Source organism: Aquirufa sp., assembly GCF_044342065.1.
Taxonomy (GTDB): Bacteria; Bacteroidota; Bacteroidia; order Cytophagales; family Spirosomataceae; genus Aquirufa.
Map to the genome: position 1 here is coordinate 1 of NZ_JBIIQN010000040.1, position 14,131 is coordinate 14,131.

General features: G+C 40.6%; 12 protein-coding genes. All 12 read right to left on the reverse strand.

Translation table 11 applies throughout. The features are described 5' to 3' along the window. Nucleotides 1-367: hypothetical protein (locus tag ACIQZ2_RS10780; protein WP_395768863.1), on the reverse strand; the 367-nt coding region annotated here is incomplete at its 3' end. Between the two features lie 38 nt (nucleotides 368-405). Beyond that, on the reverse strand, nucleotides 406-1,413 hold the full coding sequence (locus tag ACIQZ2_RS10785) for an acyltransferase (RefSeq protein WP_395768864.1): 1,008 nt from the start codon (nucleotides 1,411-1,413) through the stop codon (nucleotides 406-408). Continuing rightward, a complete protein-coding gene (locus ACIQZ2_RS10790) occupies nucleotides 1,413-3,497 on the reverse strand; it encodes a molybdopterin cofactor-binding domain-containing protein (RefSeq protein ID WP_395768865.1) in 2,085 nt (694 codons plus the stop codon). The genes ACIQZ2_RS10785 and ACIQZ2_RS10790 overlap by 1 nt, the downstream gene beginning before the upstream one ends. Further along, nucleotides 3,494-3,955: a (2Fe-2S)-binding protein gene (locus ACIQZ2_RS10795; protein ID WP_395768866.1), complete on the reverse strand. Its 462-nt coding sequence runs from the start codon at nucleotides 3,953-3,955 to the stop codon at nucleotides 3,494-3,496. The genes ACIQZ2_RS10790 and ACIQZ2_RS10795 overlap by 4 nt, the downstream gene beginning before the upstream one ends. Nucleotides 3,956-3,958: 3 nt before the next feature. Further along, nucleotides 3,959-6,517, reverse strand: a complete 2,559-nt coding sequence (locus ACIQZ2_RS10800; RefSeq protein WP_395768867.1) for a DUF1080 domain-containing protein — start codon at nucleotides 6,515-6,517, stop codon at nucleotides 3,959-3,961. A 5-nt stretch (nucleotides 6,518-6,522) separates the two neighbouring features. Further along, a complete protein-coding gene (locus tag ACIQZ2_RS10805; protein ID WP_377981969.1) occupies nucleotides 6,523-7,779 on the reverse strand; it encodes a Gfo/Idh/MocA family oxidoreductase in 1,257 nt (418 codons plus the stop codon). A gap of 35 nt (nucleotides 7,780-7,814) precedes the next feature. Then, a complete protein-coding gene (locus ACIQZ2_RS10810; RefSeq protein ID WP_395768868.1) occupies nucleotides 7,815-9,203 on the reverse strand; it encodes a LysM peptidoglycan-binding domain-containing protein in 1,389 nt (462 codons plus the stop codon). Nucleotides 9,204-9,220: 17 nt separating this feature from the next. Continuing rightward, nucleotides 9,221-10,711 (reverse strand): MBOAT family O-acyltransferase, encoded by a 1,491-nt coding sequence (locus ACIQZ2_RS10815; RefSeq protein WP_395768869.1) that lies wholly within the window; start codon nucleotides 10,709-10,711, stop codon nucleotides 9,221-9,223. Then, the gene (locus tag ACIQZ2_RS10820; RefSeq protein WP_395768870.1) at nucleotides 10,686-11,582 is read right to left on the reverse strand and encodes a hypothetical protein; all 897 of its coding nucleotides are present in this window, start codon (nucleotides 11,580-11,582) and stop codon (nucleotides 10,686-10,688) included. Before ACIQZ2_RS10820 ends, ACIQZ2_RS10815 begins: the two co-directional genes overlap by 26 nt. 4 nt (nucleotides 11,583-11,586) lie before the next feature. After that, entirely contained in the window at nucleotides 11,587-12,024 is a 438-nt protein-coding gene (locus ACIQZ2_RS10825; protein ID WP_395768871.1) for a glucosaminidase domain-containing protein, read from the reverse strand. Between the two features lie 10 nt (nucleotides 12,025-12,034). Next, nucleotides 12,035-13,216: a LysM peptidoglycan-binding domain-containing protein gene (locus ACIQZ2_RS10830; RefSeq protein ID WP_395768872.1), complete on the reverse strand. Its 1,182-nt coding sequence runs from the start codon at nucleotides 13,214-13,216 to the stop codon at nucleotides 12,035-12,037. Then, a partial coding sequence (locus ACIQZ2_RS10835; RefSeq protein ID WP_395768873.1) for a hypothetical protein occupies nucleotides 13,217-14,131 on the reverse strand: 915 nt, incomplete at its 5' end.

The window sequence follows — 14,131 nt, forward strand, 5'->3', positions numbered from 1 at the left end:
TATCATATATCGCAACGTAGGTAGGCGTGGTACTCTCAGCGGAGAACTCAATTCGTAATTTATCGCGAAATGGATTAGGAAACACCGTGAAAGTAATGGGATTCTCGATAGCAACTTGAATCTTCAAACCTGAATTTTGGATACTCTTAGCGATTAAGTTTGGCTGCTTAAAGCCTTGACGCATGGTAAGCCCCCCTTGAACACTTGTACCTGCAACAACACTTGACTGCCCAATCACATGGGAATAATACTTGCCATTAATCTGCTGCGTTACTCCTCCCGAGGCAATGGTTGATGAGCTAATTTTTTGTGCATAAACACATACACTCGATATAAACAACAGACAAACGACCTGGATGAATTTCATGATTTTGAACTATTAAGTTTCAAAGTTACTAAATAAATCTAACCCGCGATATATTTACCAAAGGGTATTCTTCTTATGATCCAGACTATGGAACCAGACACAAGCAAGCATACAAAAGCCGTTAGTGGTATTCCGATACTTGGATGCCACATTGCTCCATATATTTTGATTTTTGCCAAGTAAAATAAAACGAGTACATGAATTAAATAAATCCCATAACTATTTGAACTTATCCAATCCCGTAAACCAAGTGTTCCTGGTACTGTAAAATCGTAAATTTTAAATAAAATAAATATACCTGCAGCAGACAATACGACACTTGGTGAAAAATTTGCGTCTAGTAAGCTATTCAAATTTTCGTTCACTAGCGATTGTAAATAAGCCCCGCCCAACGTCCAAATGGTACCTACTAAGAACAAAATCCAACCCAATGATTTAGAAACTGACCGTCTAGACAAATAATAGCCTAAGACTAAATACCCCAAAAAACCCGTAAAATAAGGCAATTTGACAGGTAAACTCAGACCCGGGAAATGTGGATTATCGAACAAAATGGTTAAAAGCCACATACTCAAAAAAAATTGAATGTGGCTTTCTTTTGCTTTTCTCACCCAAGCCCCAATTACGGGTATAAACAAATAAAGTCCTAAAATCATATATATATACCAAAAATGGTAGGAGGCCCCATTGAAATATTGTTTTAAAACCCATGAAGGACGTACCGAATGACCACCGAGCCTAACTTGCCAGTTAAAGATTATAGTGACCATATTGTAAAACAAAAATGGTAGACCAATCCTTATAAAGCTCTTTTTGAAAAAAGATGTCATTTCCTCTTCGCGTGGAAGTAAAAGGGCACCTGTTAGCATGACGAAAATAGGAACAGCATACCGAAATCCCTTATTATAAAAATAGACAAACAAAAAGGCTGCGTCTGGTGTATTCCCAAAGTTCAATACAATATTTGCTGAGATGTGAATAAACAAAACAGCTAAAGTAGCTGTCACGCGCAAGTTATCTAGGTATTGAACTTTGGGAATGGCCATCAATAGAATGGTTGTTTATAAAAACGTTTTTTGGTTGCTGCATAAATCGCATTGGCGATCGACCCACCTGTCGGTGGCAATGCCGGCTCTCCCAATCCCGTTGGGCTTATGCCATTATCCACAAAATATGCATCAATTTTCGGAATTTCATTTCCTCGAATCATGCGGTATGCATTGAAATTCGTTGGACTGGTTACCCCCGCTTGGAAATTCAATTTCGCAAACATCGCATGACCCATGCCATCGATGATTGCACCTTTCACTTGATTCTCCGAGCCGCTTAAATTAATAACCTCGCCACAATCCGTTACAGCAGTTACGTGCGTCACTTGCGGTTTTCCATTTTTAACTTGTACCTCTGCTACTTGTGCCACGTAAGAGAAATGCGAGTAATACACACTAAATCCTTGGTGTACACCGGGCTTTTTCTTCCATTGAGACTTTTCTGCCACTTGCTTAATTACTTCGGCAAAGCGGTCAGCCTCATAGGTGATTTTTCCTACCGGGTTCGTTTTCACACGAGCTAATAAATCCAAACGCATTTGAATCGGATCTTTTCCAGCAGCTTCTGCCACCTCATCGAGAAATGCTTGCTCTGCAAAACCCAAGAAATTGGTAATTGGCGCACGCCATGGACCCGTTGTTACCGCAGATTTTTGATCTACTGATTCGATTAAAACATGGTCAATTGCCCCCACCGGGAAGTTGTCTTGACGGGTCGAATTACCGGCATTCAAACCAACGCCGCGTAGATAAAATGAGGTAATATTTCCTTTGGCATCGATACCTGCTTTGAAATGGTACCGAACAGCTGGTCGGTAAATTCCACCACCCATGTCATCTTCACGCGTCCACATAACAAGCACGGGCTTTTTAATGATGCTCGATAATTCAGCAGCTTCTAGTGCGAAGTCATTATTCAAGCGCCGGCCGAAGCCACCGCCCATTTTAGTCAATTCAACTTGAACGGTATTTTCAGGAACGCCTAACAAGGTCGCAACTGCTTTTTGAGCAGGCTGTGGAACCTGCGTAGGACCAGCCAAAATAACCGAACCCGGTTTCACATCCGCGAAAAAGTTCATCGGCTCCATCGGGCTGTGCGCAATAAATGGACACTCATAGGTTGCCTCAATGACTTTGGCTGCTTCTGAAATGGCTTTCGCAAAATCCCCATCTTTCCGCTGGACCGTTGCCTTATCCGTCTTCATGCCAGCATCAAACCACGCTTGATGTGTATCATTTCCTTCCAAAGGCGTATCTGATCCATACGAACATGTCAAATTCTGACGCGCCTGCATGATTTCGTAGGTACTTGTACCCACGATAGCTACCTTATTTTTAAAGGAAACAACGTCAATTATACCCGGCATTTTCTTCACATCATCCGCGGAGAAAGATTTCAAAGTCGCCCCAAAAGGCGGACGAACGATCTGCGCAATTACCATGCCTGGCTTGCGAACATCTATTCCAAAAACTGGCTTGCCAGTAACAATATCTTTATTATCTACGCCGCGAACGCGCGTTCCAATGATCTTATAATCTTTACGATCTTTAAACGTAACGGTCGACGGAACTGGTAATTTTGCGGCTTCCGCAGCTAATGATCCATAGGAGGCTTTCTGTCCAGTGGGACCTAACACAAATCCTTTGGATGTTTTGCAAACACTTGCATCTACTTTCCATTGATTAGCTGCCGCTTGAACCATCATCTGGCGAACACTGGCACCAGCCTTACGCAACCGCTCCCAAGAATGCTTTAACGCACCTGAACCACCGGTTAATTGGCGTTCAAAATTTTGGGTATCTAAATTGGCTTGCAAAACCTCAACCTGCTTCCAATCCACATCTAGCTCCTCAGCCACAACGACTGGAAAAGCAGTTTTAATCCCTTGACCAATCTCTGGATTTGGCGAATACAAGCGAATTTTACCAGCGGCATCAATGCTTAAAAACGCATTGAATCGACCTGGCTCATTGGCAATCGCCATCGTAGCTCCCTTGGATTCAAACCAATCAAATCCGAGGGTAAACACACTCGTAAAGAGTGCCGTTTGTTGGATAAAATTTCTACGTGTCGTTTTCATTTCTTGACTTTTTTAGAGGCTAATGCGACTGCTTCTTGGATGCGGTGGTAGGTGCCGCACCGACAAATATTTCCGGCCATGCCGTCAACAATTTCTTGTTTCGAGGGATGCGGATTTTTCTTCAATAAGGCTGCGGCGGTCATGATTTGACCCGCTTGGCAATAGCCACATTGCGCTACATCTAATTCGTCCCAAGCCTCTTGAATCGGATGTTTTCCTGCAGGATCTAAGCCCTCAATTGTGGTAATCTGTGTATTTGCCACAGCAGAAATAGGTAAAACACATGAACGTGTAGCTTCCCCATTCACCCAAACTGTACAAGCACCGCATTGTGCGATACCACAACCATACTTGGTCCCTAAAAGCCCCACATGATCACGCAAAGCCCACAAAAGCGGGGTATTGGAATCAATGTCCAAGCTTACTTTTTTTCGATTAATCGTCAATGTGATTGCCATGACTTATTTTTTCTTTTTAATGATTTCTTTAATTCGAATGTTCCGAAATTTCAACGGAGACCCATGACCTAAAAACCCAATATGGCCTGTTTTGTTCAACAAACCTGGATGTTCTTTGTGATCCGGCGTTCCATCTTTAATGGCCTGAACAATGTCGCCATCGGTAATAACTTCTCCATTTAGAATAACCTTAATACGATTTCCCTCTGCAATCACTTCCTGCTCATTCCATTCGCCTACTGGTTTTAAGAAACCTTGCTTAGCTGGAATGATGCCATAGACAGAACCATGGTATTGATAAGGTTGCAATTTGGCATAAATGGGAGATGTATTATCCAAAATCTGTAATTCCATCCCGACGTAGGCAGCGTCACCTTCAAGTGGTGTACGGATACCTAAGCCGTTATTGGCGCCAGGTGTCAACTGAAAATCAAACTTCATGTGAAAATCGCCGTATTCTTTTTTGGTGTACAAATTTCCTTTGCCTCCACGTTTCGGATCCACCACTAATTCGCCGTTGACCGGGTAATAATCCGTCGTATTTCCGGTCCAATTAAACAGCGAAGAACCATCGAAAAGTGGCTCAAAACCAACCTCCTCGGGAGTATACGCAGGCTGCGGAGTCAATTCCTTCACATAAATGTTTCGATACACAATGTGATTTCCATGCGCTTGTAATTCAATGGCATCCTTGATGAAAATTGGAATTTTACGATCCCAGTAGTTTTCCAAAATCACATTGTCCACGACTAACTCGCCATTCAAATAAACGGTTACGCGTTCTCCGCGCATAATCACACGAAATGTATTCCATTCCCCTACGGGATTATCGGCCACTTTCAGTGGATTCTTCGGATTAATTTGATTGTTGTACAAACCTCCTGAACCTACTTGTGCGCCCACACGCGTTAACGCTGTATCCCAAATCTGAACTTGTGGTGAACCACGTAGATAAAGTCCTGCATCACCTTCTTTTTCGATCTTCCAGTCGATGGTTAACTCAAAATCTTGGTAATCTTTAACCGAACATAAATTATCGCCATGGCCAGTGAAGTGAAGTTCCTCTCCTTGCGCCAACCAGCCTTTGCGCATGATCGAATCGGCTTTGATTTGCTTCATCGCCAACGTGTCTGCCGAAGTCTTACGGCGTTTAACTGGATTGTCGACTAGACCTTTCCAACCGCGCAAGTCGGTACCATTGTACATTGTGTAAAATCCGCGACCTGGATTGCTTTTCATGACTTGGTCACGAATAGCAGCGTCAGAAATTTGCCACTGGTTTTCAAGTGTCCATTCTTTAGTCATTTGACCTTGAAATGCCGGATTTGCCACATAAAGTGCCGCCAAACCATCCACTGCTATTTGCTTACTATTAGGTTCCTTCAATCCTAAATACAGCGTCCGCATGGCTGATAACGAATTACATTTAGCCAATCCCCTGTAAATCTGCTCGCGGGTATCCATGTTTTGGGTTAAATCCAGTGCATTGCGGTAACGTAAAACTTGTTGGTCTACATTCGCATATGCACGTCCATTAATCCGAACAAAAGCACGCAATGCCTCTTCATCTTTCTTTCCCAGTGCATATAACCAGTCCAAATTCGCTACTTCTTGAACAAAAGGAACCCAATTTGATTTCTGGCTAGCAGCTAAAGCAAAGGACGTAATTTTACTATTGCGCGTTCCATCCTGCTTGATCAATTTCGTCATACAATTTTGTATGGCCTTGATTTCACTAGGCAACTGCGCTAGGGACAATTTCTCTGCAATCAGATCAAAATCGTTCAATTCAACCCAATAGGTTAATGCATCAAATCCTGCAGCACGCTCTGGATGATTGGACTGCACGGCTCGCCAAACTAAGGATTTTACTTCTGGCCACTGGCGATCACTTCCGTAGGTCAACAAAACTGTTTTTTGTGCTGTTGAAGCCTGTTCGTAAGCACTGAGTTTAGCTTTTAAGAAATCATTTGCCGCTAAGGTGGTCGTCAAGTCAGCTATTTTTTGTGCATCAACTAGATTCGATTTTAACATATCCCAAACAGCTGGAAGTCCTTTGGCCCCTTGAACCTGCAATTGAGAAATAATCTGTTCCGTTTTGAAATTCGAATTTTGGATAAGTGGCAAGGCCCAAGCGGCTTTGTAAATTCCCACCGCTCGAACAAATGCTTTTTGATGCGCAGCATCCCAGGTTTTAATGTTGATGTTAGTGCGCGGCTTAGCCAACAATTGCTTTAAAATAAATGCGGTAACCTGTGGTTTCGCAGTTGGATATTGTGCGATTAGGATATTTTCATCTTGTTTGGCAATTAAACCGATTAACTCACATTGCGTTGCCTCCGGCAGATCTGGGCGCAAAAACGCTTTTAACTCGGCCGTGTTTTTTGCGTTGGCTAAGATGAAAGCTTCCGTCGCCTGCGTAGGTTCGTATATACCTTTGCTCGCATATGCTGCCGCTTTTAGAGCTGGAGTGGCTCCTTGGGTACGGTTTAAAAGTTGTTGCTCACGGGAAGATTGCGCGAGGGTTTGCCAACTAATCAATACTAATAGTAAATATTTCATGTCGTTTAGAGGATATAAGGTGCGCGCATCGGCTGATTAATGAGACTATTTGCTTCTGGATCGCCGATAAATTCTTGTTTAACGGAGTCAAATTTAAGATTGCGGTGTAAACGCATCGCGATTAAACCCATGTTGATGAGTGTACACGACCGATGTCCATTTTCCTCATTCAAGGCAAATTGCGTTCTATTTTTTACCGAATCTACGAAATCTATTTGTTGGGCTGGTGGTTCTGGAAACTCAGCTAATTTACGTTCCAAATCTGGGATGTCTGACTTGAAATTGCGGTATAATTTTCCTTTGGGGCCTTCGATGTAGGCTACTTTTTCATCTTTGGCCTCGCCATCCAGAACGATTTGACATCCGTCGGCATAAGTATAGGTTATGCGATTGAAGATTCCGACGGCGTCTTTATCTTGCACAGGAGCGTCTACCTCTACATAAACTGGACTTTCGTTGTCTTTTCCGAGCATATATTGAATAGGATCCATGTAGTGCTGACCCATATCACCTAGCGCGCCACCATCATAATCCCAGTAACCACGGAAAGTTTGGTGGGTGCGGTGAACGTTGTAAGGTTTGTATGGCGCTGGTCCGAGCCAAGCGTCGTAGTCTAATTCAGGGGGAACGGGTTGTGGAGTCAAATCAGTCTTACCTACCCAATAGAATTTCCAGTCGAAACCGGTGTGTTTACTGACGGTAAATTTCAATGGCCAACCGAGCAGTCCGGAATCGACTAATTTCTTCATCGGTTTCACCGGGCAATTCAATCCGTAGAAATTACTTTCAAAACGGAACCACGTATTTAAGCGGAAAATCCGACCATGCTGTTGGACTGCTTCCTTTAATCTTTGTCCTTCTCCAATCGTCCGGGTCATTGGTTTTTCACACCAAACATCTTTACCTGCTCTAGCTGCATCTGCGGCCATGATTCCATGCCAATGCGGCGGGGTAGCGACGTGAACGATATCGACTTCAGGGAGTTGGATCATTTCTCGGTAGTCGGAGAATGCTTTCACGCCTTTCTCCACTTTATCTAACCCGAGTTGTAGGTTTTTCTTATCAACATCGCACAGGGCAACAACTCTTGTCCCGGCATAAGGAATGTGGCCACGGCCCATGCCGCCAGTACCGATGATTGCTTTGGTGAGTTGGTCTGAGGGGGCCAGAAAGCCTTTTCCGAGCACGTGGCGTGGCACAATACTAAATGCCGCTAAGGAAAGGACGGATTGACCTAGGAATTTTCTTCTTGAAACTGACATGTTTGAATAGGTTTAAATTTAAATATAAGAAATATTTATTTAATCCTAATCCGGTCTCCAATTTGTAGGGTTTTTGATTTATGGCGTCGATTTTGTTCAATAAGTGCTTCCACACGCACATGATAACGTGCGGCAATGCTGTAAAAAGTATCGCCTTTTTTGACCTGATGGAATTTTACTTTTTTGATAATTTTCTCTTGGGGACGAATAACAATGGTATCCTTCTGAGCGCTATCCGAGACGGCGGCTTTTCTGTAGAGTAATTTGACACGATCAGATACAAAAGATTCAATGGGGCCTAAATCCCACTGAGGTTTTAGTTGACCAAGTAAAGCCAGCATAAATAACTTGGCTTGTAATTGATAACCATCTTTATTGAGATGTAATTTATCTTTCAAAAAATAATTTTGGTCAAACCAGGTTTGAAAGGAACCAAAGCCACCCATGACTTTATTTAAATCATAAAATGAACTCTTTAATTGACTTAGAGATTCGACAATTTCAACTTGTTTGGGTGGAATTCGCTCTCGACTTCGGGTGTCGGGAGGACTAGTGACTACGATTGCGACATTAGGAACAATTTCCCTAATCGCATCAAAAAATTTTGAAACTTGTTTTGTGAAATTTTTGGAATCAAAATTCCCATTATAGGCTTCATTCGTCCCATATGAGAAAATAAGTAAATCAGGATTTAACAATTTCAATTGTTCTTGCCAAAGTTTAGTATGCTGAATTAAATGAATAAACTGTGCCCCTGAAACTCCCAAAGCATGATATTCAAGATTTTCCTTTGAATTCACGAACTCCACTCCATGCAGCTGAAATTCACGTGCAATAGAATCTTTTCTAATAAGTTTTAAATCAAATTGAGAAAATGTGGATTTACTGACAAAATGTGCAATACCCATTCGACCCCCGGAATGTACCACTTCCTTTAAGGTGAAATTACTTCCTAAATCAGGCGTAAAGGAAAGACTATCAGCAATATACCAAACCCGAATTTCATTGAATCGAGGTGCGGAATCCCGCAATTGAAACGATATAAATGCGGTCGAATCAACGGTTTTAACGGCAAATCCCGTTAAGCCAATATCAAGTTTGGGCTTTGAGGATAGAAGATTATCACCGACCCAAACACCAGATGCTTTTGACTTAACCCATGGTCCATCGATGCTCTTAGCTAATGAATAAGGAAAGGTAATGCCAGAGCCTCGTAAAGTACCATTTTGCCCCAAAAGGTCCCTAATCTGCTTCGCAAAATGTCCGATTTGAATATGGGAATCACCTACATGAACAATTTTTATGGGTCGCTGATTCCAGGTATTTTTTAATTGAGTAAATGCTTGATCTTCAACAATCTGGTTACAAGGTATACAAACAATAGTAGAATCAACCTGTCCTAAAACATGGAAAGTAACAAGCAAGAAAAAAAGCACCTTCCTCAAAATTGAAAATAGATAAATGGTTGGACAACCTCGTCCTTAAATTGAATGATTACCTGTAAAGCAATTAATAAAAAAAAGATCCAAAAGAATGCAGGGATTAAGTATAAGCTTTCAATACACCATTTTTTAAGACCTTGTGGTATCAATACTATGGCAAAAACCCCAATCAAAAGTAATGAAACTTCAAAACGCGAATACCAGAATCCTAAAAAATCATTCATTAAGGTATGATTCCCTATCCGCTGAATAATTTCGATGGCTGAATTGAAATCACTTGATCTAAAAAATATCCAACAGAAAGAGACAAATGAAAAAGTGCTTAACCAGCCCAAACCATTCATCAGCATATTATCAGGAAGACGATGTTTAATCAACTTATGAAAACCCAAAGCAATACCATGCGCAAAACCCCAGAATACAAATTTCCAACTGGCACCATGCCAAAATCCCCCAACTAACATCGTTATCAATAAAAACAAATAGGTATTAAACTCCCCTTTCCGATTCCCCCCCAATGGGATATAGACATAATCGCGCAACCAAGAAGAAAGTGAAATATGCCATTTTCGCCAAAAAACGGTAATGTTGGTCGCATTATATGGATTGTCAAAGTTTTCTTTAAGGCGATAACCCACTAATAAAGCTAAACCAATAGCTATGTCAGAGTACCCTGAAAAATCAAAATAGATTTGAAAAGTATAGGCTATTACGCCTAACAAATTCTCGCCACCAGAGTAAAACGATGGACTAGCAAAAACCATATCAACGTATTTTGCTAAGTAATCCGCAATGAATAGTTTTTTAATCAAGCCAAGCATAATCCGAACAAAGCTCTCCTTAAATACCAAGGCATTAGGCCTGGCGGGATGATTAACTTGCCCTAAAAAATCACTGGCACGAACAATAGGGCCAGCGACCAAATGAGGAAAAAAGGTCATATAAAAAGCATAATCTAAAAAATTTGATGATGCTTTAATTTCCCCACGATATACGTCCACTAAATAGGAAATTGACTGAAAAGTATAAAATGAAATACCAATGGGTAAAAATAAATCTACCAACTCAAAATGGGTCAATAAAAGGGCATTGGTATTATCAATGAAGAAATTCGCATACTTGAAATACATCAAAAACGAAAGGCTAAATAAAATAGAAATGAAACCTAAAAGCTTTTTAGACCTCGCATGGGTTTTTTGTATCCATTGCGCGAAAGCATAGTCGCAAGTGACTTGGGTAATAAATAAGGCCAAAAAAGGCCCACTCGATTTGTAGTAGAAAAACAAACTAAAGGCAACGAGGTAGCACTTGCGAATGATATTCCAATCGAAAACCAGGGCGTAGAAAAAAACGAAAATACCGAAAACCAACAAAAATGAAAACTCGGTAAAAAACCAGGGTTCCTTGGTTGAATACAAGAATAAATCCCGTATCATTTGTTCAAAAGGAATCCCTTTCAAATACTCAATAACCTCTATATTCTGCAGCATTCAATATAATTGTTCTAAATTTTCTAGGGTAACCTGCGCGAGTTGGGCTTGCCATTTTCATTTTCCATCGAGCCGATGTTTGTAACCAATTCGCAATGTTTGCCATCCAAATTCGATAACCAGCCAGTGATGGATGTCGGCCATCGGTAGATTTTGGAAGAACCAGGGATTTGGAAGAGAAAAAAGCTGCAGAATCGGCAGCAGCACGAAATGCATCGGTAACCACATAGTCTTGTCCCCAATTCGTGGGCCCAATCCATGCATAGGGCACTTTTCTCAAACGCTTATGAAATTGCTTTGCCAATGCTCTTCGATTCGCCCCATCACGAGCTAAGACTTCATTTAATCCAAACAAAACAAAAATATAGGTAGGCTTGTACCGAGCAATAATTTTTGAAATCGTATCTCCTTTTGCAAAATTTAAAGACGTTGCAGAATACCATTCAATAGTTGCAACTAACTTATGCCCATTACTTCGACAATAATCATTCAGTATATTTTTGATTCCTCCAGCTTCAGAATCACCTAATAGCAATACACGATGATGTGTGGAATCGTTGACAGCACTATCGGCCACAATAGGAGCAGGTGAATAGGAAGCAAGCTCTACAGCGTTTGAATCAACTTGCGTATTTACCTTCGCTTTAGCTGAATCAATGGAAGAAACAACGTCCTTGCGTAAAGTTTGAATGGTATCAAGTTCAATCGATTTTGCTAAGTCCTCCGAACTTAAATCAGGATTACCTATTTTCTTTAATTCAATTCCGGCAATAGTTAATGTAACGGGTGAATAACGATAAACATACAAAAGGGAAACGACGCCCATAAAACAGAGTCCTGCCCAAACTAAATACCACTTATTTGATTTCATTAAACTACTTGATCGATGCAATTGCCTTCTTTACTAATTTAGTCCAAATTTTGCCATTTTTTGCATATTTGGCATTTGCTAAAGCTTTGACCCAGACCATTGGATCCGTATTGCCTTTTAACTTTTCATAAAACTTTTTTCGAGCTACTAATTCACAAAATGCCACAATGCTATCTTCAGGCTTTGCATAATATCGATAGGTTGTTTTGTGGATTTTCGAATATTTCCCGCGAATACCAAAATAGTTATTCAATCTTTTTCCATGCTTAGAAAGACCAAAGCCTGATTCACAAATGCCCACTCCAAAAATTAAATTAGCTGGAATTTGATATCGAAGTGCAACTGAATCGACAAACTTTCGATATTTTTCTACGTTTCCAGGGGAAGCTCCAAAACACGTAAATGTAAGGAGAAACAAAATCAATAGGAATAATCTTTTCATCGTATATTAATTAACGTTTAGGGATTTTAATTTTTGCACCTTCCTTTAAAAGGTCCTGTTCAGTTAATTTATTATACTTAAGCAAATCCTTTATTTTTATCTGGTATTTTTTGGCAATACTGTAATAGGTATCTCCCTTATCAACTTTGATTTCCGATGGGAGTGACTGCTTGCTTTTTTTAGTAGCATCGGCTTTCTTATCCTTCTTGGCTTTTTCAACACTTGACTTTTTGGCAAGCTCAGCATCTTTTTTACTAACTACATACTTTACTACAGAAGAATCCTTGGCAACAACCGTTTTCTTGGTCTTTTCTGATTCTTGCTTTGCCACAACCAGTTTTACCGTTGAGGAATCCTTTTTCAACGCAGTTTTAGCCAAACTAACCGTATCCTTTTTGACTTGAGATTTAACCGATTTAGGTTTATTATCTGCATAAACGTGTTTCAAATGCTTATCAAAAATTTCGATATCCATCAATTTATCTGTAGACACTTCGTCTTTCTCAAACTGATAAAGCCAATCATACATTTGCTTCGCGTAAAATACACGAGCGAATTCGCCATGCCCATAATCAGGAAAACTTGAAAAACGGGTCAAATTGGATTCACAACAATTTTGAATAGCATTATACACTTTCTCTGATTCAGAATGTGGTACGGCAGCATCTTTCTTCCCGTGCATAATCCAAAGTGGGACTTTTGCCAAAGATTCAGCCATTTTCACATTACCTCCTCCGCACATTGCCATAGCCGCAGTTACCTCATCTGGGTAGGTTCCCGCAAAATCCATCGTACCATATCCACCTAAACTCATCCCGACTACATAAACGCGACACTTATCTGTTGGGTAATTCGCATGCACATAATCCAGAATGGTCTTCAATTTAGGGGGTGACCAAGATTGGCCATAAGGTACTTGTGGCGCAATAACAAAGGCGTCAACATGTCTACCTCGGTGAACAATATCATCAATAATCCCGTACTGCTTCACCTTGTTCAGGTTATTTCCGGAAAGACTTCGTCCATGAAGGAATAGGATCACAGGTTTAATTTGATTCTCCTTATTCTCTGGTTTGTGAAGCAAGAAATTGTAGGTGTTTTCCAAATTGGTAATTGGCAACACCTCTTGTGCCCTTAAAGAGAAACTCCCAATGCACCAAAAACCAATCAGTATGAAATTTAATAGCTTCATTTATAATATTTTAAACTTATAAATCTTGTTTCCTCGGGAACCTAAAACCATTTGATCCCCCATGACCGCTGGGCTAGCCTCAAAGTTACCACCTAAATTTTTATAAAACATTTTCTCCCCCGTCAAGCCATCAATCAGGTATAAATTCCCAACAACATCACCAATGACAACGAAAGGTTCCCCGCTTTTCGTATAAAAGCCCACCGGAGAAGACCAAGAATACGCTTGCAATTTGGTCTGAAATTTCACATTTCCTGTCTTTTTATCTAAGGCCAATAATTCCCCCGCATTACTTTTACCCGGTTGGGAAATACTGAAATAGATCAAATCTTTAGCTTGATGTTTCCCTAATAAAGGAGTCGATAAGAGTCCTCCATTAAAGGTCTTTTCATTTACATCAATCGAATGCGCGGGTACCTTATTCAACCAAACCGATTGGCCATTTAGGCCATTAATTTTCCGCAAATATGAAAATCCTGAGTTTCCTTGCTTATCTACTTCACAGCCAACGTACAAAAAGGGTACCCCATTTTCTTCCTCGATGACAATCGATGCATCCGAATCGTCTACGTTATCAAAATACCAAATCGGTTTTAAGGTATTTAAATTTACGCAAATCAAATTACCTTGGTTATCGCCCCAATAGCCATAATTTTTATAAACGGCCATGCTCGATTCAACCCCTAAACTTGACGCGCTCCTCGACTTTGCTCGGTAAATTAATTTAGAATGCAATTCAAATTTATCACCGATTAAACGGAATTTATATAACATTCCATTCTCTCCAGGCCAAAAATAATAATCGTCAACTTTGATTGGAGAACTATCAAATGCACCCCAGCCCCTTAGGGCATCACGATCGATGCCGGATACATATTTAACCAACTTTCCATCAAATACATTAAAAATCCGAAA